The sequence below is a fragment of the Streptomyces sp. NBC_00322 genome, assembly GCF_036147535.1.
Classification (GTDB): domain Bacteria; phylum Actinomycetota; class Actinomycetes; order Streptomycetales; family Streptomycetaceae; genus Streptomyces.
On record NZ_CP108019.1, the window covers coordinates 5,469,940 to 5,487,123 of the forward strand.

At 69.4% G+C, this 17,184-nt stretch carries 14 protein-coding genes; 13 read left to right on the forward strand and 1 reads right to left on the reverse strand.

Annotation, left to right across the window (positions count from 1 at the left end; translation table 11 throughout):
* Positions 1-68 precede the first annotated feature (68 nt).
* The 7 genes from OG905_RS25015 to OG905_RS25045 all read left to right on the forward strand — a co-directional run bounded on the left by OG905_RS25015 (position 69) and on the right by OG905_RS25045 (position 8,707).
* Positions 69-1,304 (forward strand): serine hydrolase domain-containing protein, encoded by a 1,236-nt coding sequence (locus tag OG905_RS25015; RefSeq protein ID WP_328682585.1) that lies wholly within the window; start codon positions 69-71, stop codon positions 1,302-1,304.
* Between the two features lie 366 nt (positions 1,305-1,670).
* Positions 1,671-2,273 carry a CGNR zinc finger domain-containing protein gene (locus tag OG905_RS25020; RefSeq protein WP_328677329.1) on the forward strand — a complete coding sequence of 201 codons (603 nt, stop codon included), beginning with the start codon at positions 1,671-1,673 and terminating at the stop codon, positions 2,271-2,273.
* A gap of 109 nt (positions 2,274-2,382) precedes the next feature.
* Positions 2,383-2,970, forward strand: a complete 588-nt coding sequence (locus OG905_RS25025; RefSeq protein WP_142217417.1) for a sigma-70 family RNA polymerase sigma factor — start codon at positions 2,383-2,385, stop codon at positions 2,968-2,970.
* Positions 2,967-3,803: an anti-sigma factor family protein gene (locus tag OG905_RS25030; protein ID WP_328677331.1), complete on the forward strand. Its 837-nt coding sequence runs from the start codon at positions 2,967-2,969 to the stop codon at positions 3,801-3,803. Before OG905_RS25025 ends, OG905_RS25030 begins: the two co-directional genes overlap by 4 nt.
* Before the next feature lie 105 nt (positions 3,804-3,908).
* The gene (locus tag OG905_RS25035) at positions 3,909-6,263 is read left to right on the forward strand and encodes a HelD family protein (RefSeq protein WP_328682586.1); all 2,355 of its coding nucleotides are present in this window, start codon (positions 3,909-3,911) and stop codon (positions 6,261-6,263) included.
* 416 nt (positions 6,264-6,679) lie between these two features.
* Positions 6,680-8,113, forward strand: coding sequence for an NAD-dependent malic enzyme (locus tag OG905_RS25040; protein WP_328677333.1), 1,434 nt, complete (start codon positions 6,680-6,682; stop codon positions 8,111-8,113).
* A 312-nt stretch (positions 8,114-8,425) separates the two neighbouring features.
* Positions 8,426-8,707, forward strand: a complete 282-nt coding sequence (locus OG905_RS25045; protein WP_004571953.1) for an HU family DNA-binding protein — start codon at positions 8,426-8,428, stop codon at positions 8,705-8,707.
* A gap of 384 nt (positions 8,708-9,091) precedes the next feature.
* Here the strand turns inward: OG905_RS25045 and murA are convergent, their stop codons facing one another.
* The gene (murA, locus tag OG905_RS25050) at positions 9,092-10,432 is read right to left on the reverse strand and encodes a UDP-N-acetylglucosamine 1-carboxyvinyltransferase (protein WP_328677396.1); all 1,341 of its coding nucleotides are present in this window, start codon (positions 10,430-10,432) and stop codon (positions 9,092-9,094) included.
* A 253-nt stretch (positions 10,433-10,685) separates the two neighbouring features.
* Between murA and OG905_RS25055 the strand changes: the two genes are divergently transcribed.
* From OG905_RS25055 to OG905_RS25080, 6 genes are all read left to right on the forward strand, one after another.
* Entirely contained in the window at positions 10,686-11,246 is a 561-nt protein-coding gene (locus OG905_RS25055; RefSeq protein WP_328677398.1) for a YqgE/AlgH family protein, read from the forward strand.
* 30 nt (positions 11,247-11,276) lie between these two features.
* On the forward strand, positions 11,277-11,576 hold the full coding sequence (locus OG905_RS25060; protein ID WP_328677400.1) for a DUF3039 domain-containing protein: 300 nt from the start codon (positions 11,277-11,279) through the stop codon (positions 11,574-11,576).
* Between the two features lie 235 nt (positions 11,577-11,811).
* Positions 11,812-13,116 carry an extracellular solute-binding protein gene (locus OG905_RS25065; protein ID WP_328677401.1) on the forward strand — a complete coding sequence of 435 codons (1,305 nt, stop codon included), beginning with the start codon at positions 11,812-11,814 and terminating at the stop codon, positions 13,114-13,116.
* Between the two features lie 275 nt (positions 13,117-13,391).
* Positions 13,392-14,408 carry a carbohydrate ABC transporter permease gene (locus OG905_RS25070; RefSeq protein WP_443044083.1) on the forward strand — a complete coding sequence of 339 codons (1,017 nt, stop codon included), beginning with the start codon at positions 13,392-13,394 and terminating at the stop codon, positions 14,406-14,408.
* A 41-nt stretch (positions 14,409-14,449) separates the two neighbouring features.
* A complete protein-coding gene (locus OG905_RS25075) occupies positions 14,450-15,271 on the forward strand; it encodes a carbohydrate ABC transporter permease (RefSeq protein WP_328682588.1) in 822 nt (273 codons plus the stop codon).
* Between the two features lie 3 nt (positions 15,272-15,274).
* Complete coding sequence (locus OG905_RS25080) at positions 15,275-16,909, forward strand: beta-N-acetylhexosaminidase (RefSeq protein WP_328677402.1); 1,635 nt, start codon at positions 15,275-15,277, stop codon at positions 16,907-16,909.
* Positions 16,910-17,184 lie beyond the last annotated feature (275 nt).

Consider the following 17,184-nt stretch of genomic DNA (forward strand, 5'->3'; position numbering starts at 1 on the left):
CGGTGCGTACAGACCGTGCCGGCGTCCGCATCCGCGGCGCGGCTCGCACCGGAATGGAGAACAACCAGATGGTCTCAGGCATGGTGGGCAGGGGTACGGCTGTCGGAGCCGTCCTACTGTCTCTGCTGGCAGTCCCCGCGCAGGCCGCGTCCGCGCAGCCGCCCTCCGCGGCGCAATTAGCGGCGACCACCGACCCGGCTCCCGATCTCGCGGGCCTGAGGGCGGTGTTGCGCGACGCGCTGGCCAAGGGCGCTCCCGGAGCGATGGCGAGGATCGACGACAACGGCACGGTGTACAGGGCGAGCGAGGGTGTCGCGGACCGGGCCACCGGACGGGCCATCAGCACCCAGGACCGCTTCCGCGTGGGCAGCGTCACCAAGAGCTTCTCCTCGGTGGTCCTGCTGCAACTCGTCGGCGAGGGAAGGCTCGACCTCGACACCTCGGTCAACACCTATCTGCCGGGCCTGCTCCCGGACAACCGGATCACGGTGCGTCATCTGCTCAGCCACCGCAGCGGTTTGTACGACTACACCAACGACATGTTCGACAAGACGGTCCCGGGCTTCGAGTCCGTACGCAACAAGGTCTTCACGCTCCAGGAGCTGGTTGACCTCTCCCTCGCCAAGCCCCTGACGGGCCGGCCGGGCACCGCCTACGACTACTCCAACACCAACTTCGTCGTCGTCGGACAGCTCATCGAGAAGCTCACCGGACACTCGGTGCGCACCGAATACCGCAATCGCATCATCGAGCCGCTGAAGCTGCGCGACACCTTCTACGTGCACCCCGACACCGCCCTCCCGGGCCGCTACGCCAAGGGCTATCTCCGGCCCGACGAGGCGGGCGCACCGCTCGTCGACTCCACGCGGCAGACCGTCTCCTGGGCCCAGAGCGCGGGCGCGATGATCTCCAGCACCCGTGACCTGGACACCTTCTTCTCCGCGCTGCTGAAGGGCAGGCTGCTCCCGGCCACTCTGCTGACGCAGATGCAGCAGTGGGTGCCGGTCAACAGCACGCAGGGCTACGGCCTCGGTCTGCGCCGCCGCGATCTGTCCTGCGGTGTCTCCGTGTACGGGCACACCGGCACCGTCCAGGGCTACTACACGTACTCCTTCACCTCCAAGGACGGCAGCCGCAGCATCACCGCGCTCGCCAACACCTCCAACAACAGCGATGTGCTCGGCGTGATGGCCAGGACGCTGGACGCGGCTTTCTGCGGCAAGCCCGCTGCCGCGCCGAGCGCCCGCAGCTCCGCGCCCGCCGAGCGCTACGAGGACGTCGCACCGGACGTCGCGCGCGACTGATGCGTGGGGGTGCGGCTTAGGGGGTGTCTTTTGGATCAGGCCGGATCAGTGTGCGTGCCAGGGCACGCGAGCCCGGCAAGATCCGAAAGACACCCCCTAAGCCGTGTCTGACAAATCTCGCCTGGCGCGCGACGCCCGGCACGCACACTCGCTGCGTTGTCGGAGTCATCCAAGTACGTCCAGTACGAGGATGGTCCTCCGCCTTGCGATTGCACGCACCGGACGCCGCGCACCCCGCCCTGCGGGCGGACGGCGCTATGTGTCAGAAACGGCCTAGACCCCTTAGGAGAAGGGGTTCCGGCCGCACGTTCGGACGGGCACTCTGGAGGGGAGACCCGGCAGTGACCCCTAGGCGGTGACAGGCGCATGACGGCAGGCGCGACGGGTGCAGCCTCCTACGACTGGAGGTTCGACTCCGGGCGGATCTGCCTGGATCTGATGGCGACCGCGGAATCGGCCGCCGAAGGGCGCGAGGCGCTGGCCCAGGCCGGCCGGCTCGGCCGCTGGCTGGTGGGGGCGGGCCTGGTGCCCGCGGGGACGGCGCTCCCGGCCTTCGACATCGGGTGGGTGGCGCGCTTCGTCGAACTGCGGGACTGCGTGGGCCAGTTGGTACGGGCACAGATCGACGGCCGGCGCGTCGAGTCCGCGCTGGAGCGCGTCAACTCCCTCGCGGCGGGAGCGCCGCCCGCCATCAGAGCCGTACCCGGCGGGGACGGCTCCCTGGTACGGGCGCTGAGCGCCGCACCCGAGTGCGGGGCGCTGCTGGCAGCGATTGCCCGCGACGCCGTGGACCTGCTGACCGACCCGGTGGCCAGGGTCCGGCTGCGGCAGTGCGAGGGCGACAGCTGCCGCCGCGTATACCTGGACACGTCCCGCGGGCGGCGGCGCCGCTGGTGCTCCAGCGAGGTGTGCGGGAACCGCGAACGCGTCGCCAGGCACCGGCGGCGCACAGCTGCGGCTCACCTGTAAAAGATCTTGAAAGTTTTTCGGCGGACGTTGAGTGATGCGCCTGTGGTCCCCGTAGAGAAGGGGGAGAAGCAGTCAGCCGAAAAAACAGGGTCTCGACCGGGAGGTTCAGGTGCGCAAGGATGCCGCCGTGGCCGATGACCGTCCGCAGAGGGCCCGGCATCGCAGCGAGAAGCCACGCAACGACTCCTCAGCACCTGATGAGGAGCTGATGCGTGCGCTGTATCGCGAACATGCGGGACCTCTGCTCGCCTATGTACTCCGTCTCGTCGCCGGCGATCGCCAGCGAGCCGAGGATGTGGTGCAGGAGACGCTCATCCGTGCCTGGAAGAACGCCGGTCAGCTCAACCGAGCGACCGGCTCTGTCCGACCCTGGCTGGTGACGGTCGCACGCCGCATCGTCATCGACGGTCACCGCAGCCGGCAGGCCCGGCCGCAGGAGGTCGATCCGTCGCCGCTGGAGGTCATGCCCGCGGAGGACGAGATCGACAAGGCGTTGTGGCTGATGACGCTCTCAGATGCACTCGATGATTTGACGCCCGCCCACAGGGAAGTTCTTGTCGAGACGTATTTCAAGGGGCGGACGGTCAATGAGGCGGCCGAGACGCTCGGCATACCCAGTGGGACGGTGCGTTCGCGGGTGTTCTACGCACTCCGTTCCATGAAGCTCGCTCTGGAGGAGAGGGGGGTCACGGCATGACCATGTACGAGCAGGAATCCGTTCACGACGCCGTCGGCGCGTATGTGCTCGGCATTCTCGACGACGCGGACGCCTCCGCCTTCGAGATGCACCTGGCAGGTTGTGACATCTGCGCCGCCCACCTCGAAGAGTTCTCCGGCATGGAGCCGATGCTGGCCATGCTGGCGGAGGCCCCGGCACCACCGCAGCAGTCGAATGTGCTGAACATGCGCGGCAGGCAGTCCGAACCGGGCTGGTCGGACTTCCCGCCGCCGCGATCGGTCCCCGTGGTGCCCACCGCCCCCAGCCCGCAGCTGCTCGGCGGTCTGCTCGACGAGGTCGCCGCCAAGCGGGCGGCCAAGCGCAGGCGCGGGATGTATCTCGTCGCGGCCGCCGCGGCCCTGATCATCGGCGGTCCCGCCGTCGCGGTCGTGGTCACGGCCGACGACACCGGCACGAACCAGGCGACCAGCGATCCGCACCCCACCAGTCCCGCCGAGGACGCCTTCTTCAACCACATGGAAGAGAAGGTCAAGGCCACCGACGCGACGACCAAGGTCAGCGCGACCGTCGGCCTGGAGAAGAAGGCCTGGGGCACCCACACCGTTCTCGAACTGAAGAACGTCAAGGGCCCGCTCAAGTGCAGTCTGATCGCCGTCTCCAAGACCGGCGAGGAAGAGGTCGTGACCTCCTGGGCCGTCCCGAAGTGGGGTTACGGCATTGCCGACAGCCCGGTCAAGACGGCAAAGAACCCGCTCTACGTCCATGGCGGAGCGGCGATGGACCGGAACGAGATCGATCACTTCGAGGTACGTACCTTCGACGGAAAGCGGCTCGTGGAGGTTGACGCCTGAAAGTTGACGCCTGACAGATTCGCCCCCTTCGCGTACGGTTGACGGCTGCCCAGTGCACGTCAGAAGGGGGCCTCGGTGGCCGCGCAGGATGCCGCTGTTGATTCCATGGTCGAGTCCGCCGTCGATACGGTGCGAGACCGTGAGATCGGCGTCGAACAGGAACATCTGGATCGGGTCTACCGCCGCCTCGAGGAGAAGATCCACGAGGCGGAGTTCCTGATGCACGACGCCGCGCAGCGCGGCCACGTCGGCACGCCGGGCGCGCTCGCAGAGCGGGACGCCCAGGTCTTCCGGGCCGGTATTCACCTCAACAGGCTGAACAACGAGTTCGAGGACTTCCTCTTCGGCCGTATCGATCTGCTGCGCGGCAAGGACGGCCAGAAGGGCCCGGACGGGGCGTACACCTCGATCGAGCCCGCCGACGACGCCGTAGGCGGGGACAACACGGCCGACATCGGGGAGACCCTGCACATCGGCCGTATCGGGGTTCTCGACTCCGACTACGCGCCGCTGGTCATCGACTGGCGCGCCCCGGCCGCCGCCCCGTTCTACCGCTCGACACCGGTCGATCCGGGCCGGGTGGTACGCCGCAGGGTCATCCGCTCCAAGGGCCGCAGGGTCCTCGGCGTCGAGGACGACCTGATGCGCCCGGAGCTCAGCGCCACGCTGGACGGTGCCGAGCTCCCGGTCGTCGGCGACGGTGCGCTGATGGCGGCGCTGGGACAGGCCCGCAGCCACACCATGCGCGACATCGTCGCCTCCATCCAGGCGGAGCAGGACATGGTGATCCGGGCCCCCGCCGCGTCCGTCACGTATGTGGAGGGCGGGCCGGGCACCGGGAAGACCGCGGTGGCCCTGCACCGGGCGGCGTATCTGCTCTACCAGGACCGCAGGCGCTACGCGGGCGGCATTCTGATCGTCTCGCCGACCCCGCTGCTCGTCGCGTACACCGAGGGCGTGCTGCCCTCGCTGGGCGAGGAGGGGCAGGTCGCGATCCGCGCGGTCGGCAATCTGGTCGACGGCGCGGAGGCGACGGCGTACGACGACCCGGCTGTGGCCCGCGTCAAGGGCTCCTCGCGGATGCTGAAGGTGCTGCGCAAGGCCGCGCGGGGCGCGCTGGAGATGCCGCCGCCCGCGCCCTCGGCGCAGCTCGCCTTCGGGGAGGAGCCCGAGAGGGGGACGCAGAGGCCCGCTGGGACGCCCACACGGCTGCGTGTGGTCGCCTTCGGGCGGCGGCTGGAGCTGGAGGCCGACGAGCTCCAGCGCATCCGCCACAACGTCCTGGGCGGCACCGCGCCGGTGAATCTGCTGCGCCCGCGCGCCCGCAGGCTGCTGCTGGACGCCCTGTACGCCAAGTCCGGCAACGGGACGCGGGCTGCGTCTTCTTCTCTTGGCGACCCCGAGCTCGCCGCCGAGCTGCGCTCCTCCTTCGACGAGGACGTCGCCTCCGAGGACGCGTTCATCAGCTTCCTGGACGCCTGGTGGCCCGAGCTCACCCCGCGCGGCGTGCTCACCGCCATGGCCGACGAGAGACGGCTGGGCCGCTGGGCGCGCCGGATCCTCAACCCGGCAGAGGTGCGCCGCCTCGCCCGCTCGCTCAGGCGCGACGCTCTCTCCGTGCACGACGTGGCGCTGCTGGACGAGCTGCAGACGCTGCTCGGCACCCCGGCCCGCCCCAAGCGCAAGCGCGAGCTCGATCCGCTGGACCAGCTCACCGGTCTGGAGGAGCTGATGCCGCAGCGCGAGGAGTCGCAGCGCGAACGTGCCGAGCGCCTGGCGCAGGAACGTACCGAGTACGCGCATGTCATCGTCGACGAGGCGCAGGACCTGACCCCGATGCAGTGGCGCATGGTCGGCCGCCGCGGCCGGCACGCCACCTGGACGGTCGTCGGCGACCCGGCGCAGTCCTCGTGGTCGTCCCCGGACGAGGCGGCCGAGGCCCGCGACGAGGCGCTCGGCACCCGCCCGCGCCGCCGCTTCCAGCTCACCGTCAACTACCGCAACCCGGCCGAGATCGCCGAGCTGGCGGCCAAGGTGCTGGCGCTGGCGATGCCCGGCATGCAGTCTCCGTCCGCGGTCCGCTCCACGGGCGTGCGGCCGCGTTTCGCCGTGGTACCGGACGGGGATCTGGCCAAGGCCGTACGGGCCGAGGCGCAGCGCCTGCTCGACCAGGTCGACGGCACGGTGGGCGTTGTGGTCGCGATGAACCGGCGCGAGCAGGCGGCGCGTTGGCTCGCCGGGCTCGGCGAACGGGTGGTCGCGCTCGGCTCCCTGGAGGCGAAGGGCCTCGAGTACGACGCGACGGTGGTCGTCTCCCCGGCGGAGATCGCGGACGAGTCCCCGGCCGGGCTGCGCGTGCTGTACGTGGCGCTGACCCGGGCGACCCAGCAGCTGACGGTGGTCTCCGGCCGGCGCGACGAGCCGGACGCGGACGGTGTTCCGGACCTGCTGCGGGACTGAATCGGAGTCCCGCGTGCGCCTGATGGAGAGTCAACCTGCGATGCGGGAATCAGGTTCTGGGGTCGTTTGTTAGCCTGGGTGCTGGCACCGGCTCGATCCAAGCCCCCGGGCCCAACCTTCGTCGCTCAGAGCGACCACTTGCCGCGAGGCGAGCATGGCGGGTCGGTGCCACTTCTTCGTACGAGAGACAGGTCCGCGTCACCCTTGGGTGACGCGGACCTGTTTCATTGAGGCTCAGGTTCCGCCCGGGCTTCCGCACAGACTGTCATATCTCGTATGGTGGAAACCTGTTTCCGAAAACTAAATGACCACTATTACCTGCTACCCGCAGGTAGGTGCGACCATCGGGAAAGCGTCGCCGGGCAGCAGCCGCGGCCGCATGGCAATGAAGCTAGGGAAAGCAGAGGAACCCGGTCATGGCAACGGCGCCCAGCGTCTCGTACTCGATGACGGTCCGGCTGGAGGTGCCCGCGAGCGGAACCGCGGTCTCCCAGCTGACCACGGCCGTGGAGTCCTCCGGCGGCTCAGTGACCGGCCTGGACGTGACCGCCTCCGGCCACGAGAAGCTGCGGATCGACGTCACGATCGCGGCGACCTCCACCGCGCACGCCGACGAGATCGTCGAAGAACTGCGCAACATCGAGGGCGTCGTGCTCGGCAAGGTCTCCGACCGTACGTTCCTGATGCACCTCGGCGGCAAGATCGAGATGCAGTCCAAGCACCCCATCCGCAACCGTGACGATCTCTCGATGATCTACACGCCGGGTGTGGCGCGGGTCTGCATGGCGATCGCCGAGAACCCCGAGGACGCCCGCCGCCTCACCATCAAGCGCAACTCCGTCGCCGTGGTCACCGACGGCTCCGCCGTCCTCGGCCTCGGCAACATCGGTCCCATGGCCGCGCTCCCGGTCATGGAGGGCAAGGCGGCCCTGTTCAAGCGCTTCGCGGGCATCGACGCCTGGCCGCTGTGCCTGGACACCCAGGACACCGACGAAATCGTCGCGATCGTCAAGGCGATCGCCCCCGGGTTCGCCGGTATCAACCTCGAAGACATCTCCGCGCCCCGCTGCTTCGAGATCGAGGCGCGGCTGCGCGAGGCCCTCGACATCCCGGTCTTCCACGACGACCAGCACGGCACCGCGATCGTCGTCCTCGCCGCGCTGACCAACGCGCTGCGCGTGGTCGGCAAGGCCGTCGGGGACGTACGGGTCGTCATGTCCGGAGCGGGCGCGGCCGGTACGGCCATCCTGAAACTGCTGATCGCGGCGGGTGTCAAGCACGCCGTCGTCGCCGACATCCAGGGCGTGGTGCACGCCGGCCGCGAGGATCTGGTGGACGCGGCCCCCGACTCCCCGCTGCGCTGGATCGCCGACAACACCAACCCTGAGGGCGTCACCGGCACCCTCAGGGAAGCGGTCGTGGGCGCGGACGTCTTCATCGGCGTCTCCGCCCCGAACGTACTGGGCGCGCAGGACGTCGGGGCGATGGCCGACGGCGCGATCGTGTTCGCGCTCGCGAACCCGGACCCCGAAGTCGACCCGGCAATCGCACGGCAGACGGCCGCAGTTGTCGCCACCGGCCGCTCCGACTTCCCGAACCAGATCAACAACGTGCTCGTCTTCCCGGGCGTCTTCCGCGGCCTGCTCGACGCCCAGTCGCGTACCGTCAACACGGAGATGATGCTCGCGGCGGCTGCCGCCCTCGCGGAGACGGTCACCGAGGACGAGCTCAACCCGAACTACATCATTCCGTCGGTCTTCAACGAGAAGGTCGCCGGAGCGGTTGCGGGCGCCGTCCGCAACGCCGCCAAGGCGGTCGGCGCCTCTGTGACAGGCCCCACGTCGGGCTGACACACGGCGCGTCGCGAGTCGCGGGGCCGTGATTGCCGCTCTAGGGTGGCGGACCATGAGCCCCGAGGCTCCGCGGAGTCTCCACAACGAGTCTCCACCGAGTCGACGGAACGTCACCACGACGAGGCAGTGGCGCTTTTCGTGTGACTCCGGAGGGTGCCGGATTGGCTTTCCCGCCGCTGGTGGGGGCAGGATGCGTAATCGGGCGCGAGGGTCTGACAGCAGACCCGGGTCCGGGGACTGTCCGAGGGCCCTGGCAGCATCGGCTTCGATCTCACGCCTCACAGGCAAGAAGAACACGGGAGTAACAACATGAACCGCAGTGAGCTGGTGGCCGCGCTGGCCGACCGCGCCGAGGTGACCCGCAAGGACGCCGACGCCGTGCTGGCCGCTCTCGCCGAGACGGTCGGCGAGGTCGTCGCCAAGGGCGACGAGAAGGTCACCATCCCCGGCTTCCTGACCTTCGAGCGCACCCACCGTGCCGCTCGGACCGCTCGTAACCCGCAGACCGGCGACCCGATCCAGATCCCGGCCGGTTACAGCGTGAAGGTCTCCGCGGGCTCCAAGCTCAAGGAAGCCGCCAAGGGCAAGTAAGCCCCAAGGCAACAACAAAGGCGGCCACCCCCGGCTGGGGGGTGGCCGCCCTTTTGCTGTGCAGGGGCCTTGAGGGGCCTTGAGGGGCCTTGAGGGGCCTTGAGGGGCCTGTACGGGGCCCTCCGGCCAAAGCCGGGCGCTGCCCCGGGCCGGGCGCCTCAATCTCCCCCAGACCTCGTCCGGGGGGACCCCCACGGGGCTGGATGTGCGGCTCGGCCGCATGTTCAGCCCTTCCGGCGTTTGAGGACATGCGGCCGGAGGTCGCATTCGGGGGCCCGGGGGCGGAGCCCCCAGTTCCGGGATGGGGGTACCTCCCACGGCCGCCAGACCGTGCGGGGAGGGCGGGGTGGGGGACACGCCCGCCGCAGGCGCCCGCCCCCCGCCTCAGACGAGTTTGCCGCCCGGAAGTTCCACCTTCGCGCCGAGCTTCTCGAGCTTCGCCATGAAGTTCTCGTAGCCACGGTTGATCAGGTCGATCCCGTGCACCCGCGACGTCCCCTGCGCCGCCAGCGCCGCGATCAGGTACGAGAAGCCGCCCCGCAGGTCCGGGATGACCAGATCCGCGCCCTGGAGCTTCGTCGGGCCCGACACGACCGCCGAGTGCAGGAAGTTGCGCTGGCCGAAGCGGCAGTCCGAGCCGCCCAGGCACTCGCGGTACAGCTGGATGTGCGCACCCATCTGGTTGAGCGCGGAGGTGAAGCCGAGCCTCGACTCGTACACCGTCTCGTGGACGATGGACAGGCCGGCCGCCTGCGTCAGGGCCACCACCAGCGGCTGCTGCCAGTCGGTCTGGAAACCGGGGTGCACGTCCGTCTCCAGGGCGATGGCCTTCAGCGCGCCGCCCGGGTGCCAGAACCGGATGCCCTCGTCGTCGATCTCGAACGCGCCACCCACCTTCCGGTAGGTGTTCAGGAACGTCATCATCGAGCGCTGCTGCGCCCCGCGCACATAGATGTTGCCCTCGGTCGCCAGCGCCGCCGACGCCCAGGAGGCCGCCTCCAGGCGGTCCGGGATCGCCCGGTGGGTGTAGCCGCCGAGCTTGTCGACACCGGTGATCCGGATCGTCCGGTCGGTGTCCATCGAGATGATCGCGCCCATCTTCTGCAGTACGCAGATGAGGTCCTCGATCTCGGGTTCGACGGCCGCGTTCGACAGCTCCGTGACGCCCTCGGCCAGCACGGCCGTCAGCAGCACCTGCTCGGTCGAGCCGACCGAGGGGTACGGCAGCCGGATCTTGGTGCCGCGCAGCCGCTGGGGGGCCTCCAGGTACTGTCCGTCCGCCCGCTTCTCGATCGTCGCGCCGAACTGGCGCAGCACCTCGAAGTGGAAGTCGATGGGCCGGCCGCCGATGTCACAGCCGCCCAGGCCCGGAATGAACGCATGCCCGAGCCGGTGCAGCAGCGGACCGCAGAAGAGGATCGGGATACGCGAAGAGCCCGCGTGGGCATCGATGTCGGCGACGTTCGCGCTCTCGACGTGCGAGGGGTCGAGCACCAGCTCACCCGGCTCGTCGCCGGGGCGCACCGTCACACCGTGCAGCTGCAGCAGTCCGCGCACGACGCGCACGTCGCGGATGTCGGGCACATTGCGCAGTCGGCTCGGCTCGCTGCCGAGCAGGGCGGCGACCATAGCCTTGGGCACGAGGTTCTTCGCGCCGCGGACGCGGATCTCACCCTCCAGCGGGGTTCCACCGTGGACAAGCAGTACATCGTCGGTGCCGGTCATGAATCTCGCGTTCCGGAGTGGTCGGACAGGGGCCAAGTGAAAAGGGTAAGGGGCGTCCACCCCCCTCCCGTAAGGCCAAGGACGCTCCGCGAGCGTAATGAATTGGGCACAACACGCTCGGTTCACCCCACCTCGCGCAGCGTCACCGCTCGGGCTATGGGCGGCCGGAGCCCGTGTCGCGCCCTGAGCTGCGCTGGCTCACACTGTGCCGCCCGCTCCCCGCGGAGGGCGAAGATGCGGGATCATGTCTCGCATGACCGAGGTGTCCTCGCTCACAGGGCGGCTGCTCGTCGCCACTCCCGTCCTCGCCGATCCCAACTTCGACAGGGCGGTGGTCCTGCTGCTCGACCACGACGACGAGGGCTCGCTCGGCGTGGTTCTCAACCGGCCGACCCCTGTCGTGGTCGGCGACATCCTGGAGGGATGGGCCGCGCTCGCCGGTGAGCCTGGGGTGGTTTTCCAGGGCGGCCCGGTCTCCCTCGACTCGGCTCTCGGTGTCGCCGTGATACCGGGCGACGAGGGCCCGCTCGGCTGGCGGCGGGTGTACGGCGCGATCGGCCTGGTCGATCTCGAGGCGCCGCCGGAGCTGCTCGGCGCGGCGCTCGGATCCCTGCGGATCTTCGCGGGGTACGCCGGATGGGGCCCCGGCCAGCTGGAGGAGGAACTGAACGACGGCGCCTGGTACGTCGTCGAATCGGAGCCGGGCGACGTGTCCTCGCCCAGGCCGGAGAGCCTGTGGCGGGCGGTCCTGCGCAGGCAGCGCAGCGAACTCGCGATGTTCGCCACCTATCCGGACGACCCGTCGCTGAACTGAGCGCTGCGGCGTTCAGTACCCTTGGCGGTTATGAGCACTCTTGAGCCCGAGCGCGGGACAGGCACGGGGACCCTCGTAGAGCCGACGCCGCAGGTGTCGCACGGCGACGGCGACCACGAGCGCTTCGCCCATTACGTCCAGAAGGACAAGATCATGGCGAGTGCCCTCGAGGGCACTCCCGTGGTGGCACTGTGCGGGAAGGTCTGGGTGCCGGGGCGCGACCCCAAGAAGTACCCGGTCTGCCCGATGTGCAAGGAGATCTACGAGTCCATGGGTCCTGGTGGCGACAAGGACAAGGACAAGGACAAGGGCGGCAAGGACAAGAAGTAGTCCGACAGGTCTGACGGCGGCAGCCCTGCCGCAGGGGACGGCCCCCGGGACGCGCATGCGCGCGCGTCCCGGGGGCCGTTCGCGTTTCTTCCCCGTTGCACGGGGTGCGTCTGCCGGTCACAGAGTGGTCGAGACCTCTTGTCCGGTTGTTGGCCGTGGCTTTAGCCTCCTGCGTGTTGTGCAGCACGAAACGCGCGTTGCATTCTGTGCAACGACTACTCGTAGGGGACCACGCATGAAGCTGATCGCCCGAATCACCGCCCCGACCGTGGCACTTGTGCTCGCAGGTCTCACCGGCACCGCCTGCGCACCCCAGACCTCCGACAACAGCGCCCACAAGGACGACAAGAGCGGCACCCTGCGCGTCTGGCTCTTCCAGGAGGTCAACAACAAGCCCAAGGAGAAGGTCGTCGCCGACGCCGTCGCCGCTTTTCGCGCGGCGCACAAGGACGCGAAGGTCGAGGTCGAGTACATACCGGTCGAGACGCGGGCCCAGCGCGTCAAGGCCGCGTTCAACGACCCGAAGAGCGCGCCGGACCTGATCGAGTACGGCAACACGGACACGGCGGGATACGTGAAGGACGGCGGACTCGCCGACGTCAGCGCGGAGTTCGCCGCGTGGGCCGAGGCGAAGGACACCGACCCGACGGCGCGGACCTCGGTCACGGTCGGCGGCAAGATCTACGGCGCGCCGCTGTTCGTCGGCGTACGGGCGCTGTACTACCGCACCGATGTCTTCAAGGAGTTGGGGATCGCGGCCCCCAAGACCCAGGACGAGCTGATCGCCACCGCCAGGAAGATCCACAAGGCGAAGCCGGAGCTGTACGGGCTCGCGGTCGGCGGCGCGTACACGTACGGGGCGATGCCGTTCATCTGGGCGCAGGGCGGCGAGCTCGCCGAGGAGAGCGGCAGTGCGTACAAGGCGGCGATCAACAGCCCGGCCGCGCGGAAGGGCATCACGGCGTACACCTCGCTCTTCGGCGACGACAACTGCCCGGCCGCGAAGTGCGCCTCGATGGGCGGCAACGCGACGGTGACGGCGTTCGCGTCCGGCAAGGCGGCGATGGCGATCGGGGGCGACTTCAGCCACCAGGCAGTGGAGGCGGGAGCGGTGAAGGGCAAGTACGCGGTCGTGCCGCTGCCGGGCAGGCAGGCGGGCTCGATCGCGCCGGCGTTCGCGGGCGGCAACAACATCGGCGTCCTGAAGAGCAGTTCGCACCGCACGCTGGCGGTGGACCTGATGAAGCAGTTCGCGGGCAAGGAGACGCAGCGCGAGCTGTTCGAGGCGATGGGCTTCCTGCCGACGTACACGGACGTCCGCGGGGAGGTGGCGACGAAGGAGCCCTTCGTCGAGCCGTTCGTACGGACGCTGGGTGCGGGCACGAAGTTCGTGCCGGCGTCATCGGGCTGGGGTCAGATCGACGCGTCGCTGGTGCTGCCGACGATGTTCCAGGAGATCGTGAGCGGCAAGAAGGACGTGGCGCGGGCGTCGGACGACGCGGCAAAGAAGATGGACGCGGCGTTCGCTGCCGCGGGCTGAACGCGATGACGAACGACGCGAACGCGGAGCGGAAACCCCAGGAAGGTGCGGCCGCGGGGCCGGTCGACATGGGCAGCCTGGGCGCCCGGGCGGGTGCGCCGACCGGCGCGGCTGCGGCGGCTGGTGCGACGGGCGGCTCGGACGGCCCGGGCCCGCGCGGCGCGGCGGCTGTGCACGTCGGCGGGATCGACGCCTCGGCCGACGGTGCTGGGTCGGTCGGCGTCACGGGTGGCCCGGACGGCCCGGGCGCGGGGATCCCGGCGCAGGGCGGCGAGGTGGTTGGGCCGGGCGCCCCGGACGGCCCCCCGCGCCGCAAGGCAGCTGCGGCGGCGGGCGGGTCGGCGGCGGGCCGTGCGGCCGGAGCGGCATCGGCCCACGCGCCCAAGGCCGCCAGGAGTTCGCTCACCCCGCGGCGGGGGCGCGGGGGCTGGGCCCCGTGGCTCTACCTCGCGCCCGCACTCGTCGTGCTCGGCGGGCTCCTCGTCTATCCCATCTACCAGCTCGGCCTGATCTCCTTCCTCGAGTACACCCAGGCCCAGGTCAGCGGCGGCGAGCCCACCACCTTCCAGGGGCTCGGCAACTACCGCACCCTTTTCGCCGACAGCCAGTTCTGGCAGGTCCTGCTCGCCACGCTTGCCTTCGCCGCCGCCTGCGTCCTCGCCACGCTCGCCGCCGGCTGCGCCCTCGCCGTCCTGCTCACGCGCGTACGCGCCGTCCCCCGCCTCGCCCTCATGCTCGCCGCCCTCGGCGCCTGGGCGACCCCCGCCATCACCGGCTCCACCGTCTGGGTCTTCCTCTTCGACCCGGACTACGGACCGGTCAACCGGCTCCTCGGCCTCGGCGACTTCTCCTGGACGTACGGGCGCTACAGCGCCTTCTCGCTCGTGCTCCTCGAAGTCGTCTGGTGCTCGTTCCCGTTCGTGATGGTCACCGTCTACGCGGGCATCAAGGCGATCTCCTCCGAAGTCCTGGAGGCCGCCTCCCTCGACGGCGCGTCGCAGTGGCGGATCTGGCGCTCCGTCACGGCACCGATGCTGCGTCCCATTCTCGTCGTCGTGACCATCCAGTCGATCATCTGGGACTTCAAGGTCTTCACCCAGATTTATGTGATGACGAACGGCGGCGGCATCGCCGGACAGAATCTCGTGCTCAATGTGTACGCCTATCAGAAGGCTTTCGCCTCGTCCCAGTACAGCCTGGGCTCGGCCATCGGCGTCGTGATGCTGCTGATTCTGCTCGCCGTCACCCTCGTATATCTGCGCCTGCTGCGACGCCAGGGAGAAGAGCTGTGAGCCTGCCCCGCATTCACCGGCCCGTGCGCCCCATACGCATCATGCGCCCCTGGCGCCTCGCCGCCGAGGCGTCCGCGCTCGTCATCGCGGTCGTCGTCGCTTTCCCGCTGTACTGGATGGCGCTCTCCGCGTTCAAGCCGGCGGGCGAGATCCAGTCGACGAAGGCGCGTCCCTGGACGCTTTCCCCCTCGCTCGACTCCTTCCGCCGGGTCTTCGAACAGCAGGAATTCGGCCGGTATTTCCTCAACAGTCTGTTCGTCGCGGGCGTGGTCGTCCTCGCCTCCGCGCTGATCGCCTTCCTGGCGGCGACGGCGGTCACCCGGTTCCGTTTCCGGTTCCGCACGACCCTGCTGATCATGTTTCTCGTCGCACAGATGGTGCCGGTCGAGGCGCTGACGATCCCGCTGTTCTTCCTGATGCGCGACTTCGGCCGGCTGAACACCCTCGGCTCGCTGATCCTGCCGCACATCGCCTTCTCGTTGCCGTTCGCGATCTGGATGCTGCGGGGCTTCGTGAAGGCGGTCCCTCAGGCACTTGAGGAGGCGGCGTACATCGACGGCGCGAGCCGGACCCGCTTCCTGTGGCAGATCCTCTTCCCGCTCGTCTTCCCGGGCCTCGTGGCGACGAGCGTGTTCTCGTTCATCTCGACATGGAACGACTTCCTGTTCGCCAAGTCCTTCATCATCAGCGACACCTCGCAGTCGACGCTGCCGATGGCGCTGCTCGTCTTCTTCAAGCCGGACGAGAACGACTGGGGCGGGATCATGGCGGCGTCCACCGTGATGACCGTCCCGGTGCTCGTCTTCTTCGTACTCGTACAGCGACGCCTGGTCTCCGGCCTGGGCGGCGCCATCAAGGAGTGACCGATGGACCTGATTCCGGCCCCGTCGAACATCGAAGGCCCGTACCGCTGCGGCTTCGTCATGGACGCCCGTACGTCCCTCACCGCCGGACCCGGCACGGAGCGGACGGAGCGCTGGCTGCGCTCCGCACTCGGTGCGGCTTTCGGCCTGCCGCTCCCGCCCGCGCCGCAGGCCACGCGCAACAGGCTCACCCTGCGCATCGACAACTCGCTGCGGCCCGAGGCGTACCGGCTGACGGTGGCCTCGACCGTGGGCGCGGAGATCGCCGGCGGCGACGCGGCGGGCGTCTTCTGGGGCGCCCAGACGCTGCGTCAACTGCTGGGCGCGGAGGCATTTCGCCAGGCGCCCCTCGCCACGGCCACAGCGGCCCTGCCGGACCAGGTCATCGAGGACAGCCCCCGCTTCCCCTGGCGCGGCCTCTTGCTCGACGTCTCACGGCACTTCATGCCAAAGGCGGACGTCCTGCGCTATCTCGATCTGCTCGCCGCGCACAAGCTCAACGTCTTCCACTTCCACCTCACCGACGACCAGGGCTGGCGCGTCGAGATCAAGCGCCACCCGAGGCTCACCGAGGTCGGAGCCTGGCGCGCACGCACCAAATACGGCCATCGCGCCTCCGAGCTCTGGGACGAGCGGCCGCACGGCGGTTACTACACGCAGGACGACATCCGCGAGATCGTGGCGTACGCCGCCGAGCGGCATATCACCGTCGTCCCCGAGATCGACATCCCCGGCCACTCGCAGGCCGCCATCGCCGCATATCCGGAACTCGGCAACACCGACGTCATCGATACGACCTCCCTTTCCGTGTGGGACAACTGGGGCGTCAATCCGAACGTACTCGCCCCCACTGACAACACCCTGCGCTTCTACGAGGGCGTCTTCGAGGAGCTCCTCGACCTCTTCCCGTCCACCTTCGTCCACGTCGGCGGCGATGAGTGCCCCAAGGACCAGTGGAAGGCGTCCTCGGCCGCCCAGGCGCGCATCGTGGAGCTGGGGCTGAAGGGCGAGGACGAGCTCCAGTCCTGGTTCATCCGGCATTTCGACACCTGGCTCGCCGAGCGCGGCCGCCGCCTCATCGGCTGGGACGAGATCCTTCAGGGCGGCCTCGCGCCCGGCGCCGCCGTCTCCTCCTGGCGTGGATACGCCGGCGGTATCGCCGCCGCCGAGGCCGGTCACGACGTCGTCATGTGCCCCGAGCAGCACGTGTACTTGGACCACCGCCAGCACGGCGGCCCGGACGAGCCGATGCCCATTGGTTACGTACGCACCCTTGAGGACGTCTATCGCTTCGAGCCCGTTCCCCCGGCCCTGTCGCCCGAGGCCGCCGCGCACGTCCTCGGTACCCAGGCCAATGTCTGGACCGAGGTGATGCAGGACCGCTCCCGGGTCGACTACCAGGTCTTCCCCAGGCTCGCCGCCTTCGCCGAGGTCGCCTGGTCCGCGCTGCCCGCACCCGCCGAGCGGGACTTCGCGGATTTCGAACGGCGAATGACGGTCCACTACAAGCGCCTTGACGCGCTCGGCGTCGACTACCGGCCGCCCGGGGGCCCGTTGCCGTGGCAGAAGCGTCCCGCCCCCAAAGGAATGAAAGGAAGCATCGGACGCCCGATCGAGGGTGCGCCCCCAAACGTGTGAGCCCGGCCGGAACTCGCATCTGAGGCGCCCGCTGCCCTGGGACGGTTGAACCGTGTGAGGAATAAGTCGCACATCGGTCGCCGAAGAGTGGGAATCCGCATGTGGCGCCGACGATGTTCCAAAACGGACCAACGTCGCGAGACGGTATATCCGGTACGGATATGCCCTTCGCGGACCCTCTCGTCGGTCGGCTCGGAAGATGTGCCAGAGTTGCCACGTCCGGGCTGTGAACACGTACGGTACGGCAACAAAGGCGGGACAGTCGGGACACCGGG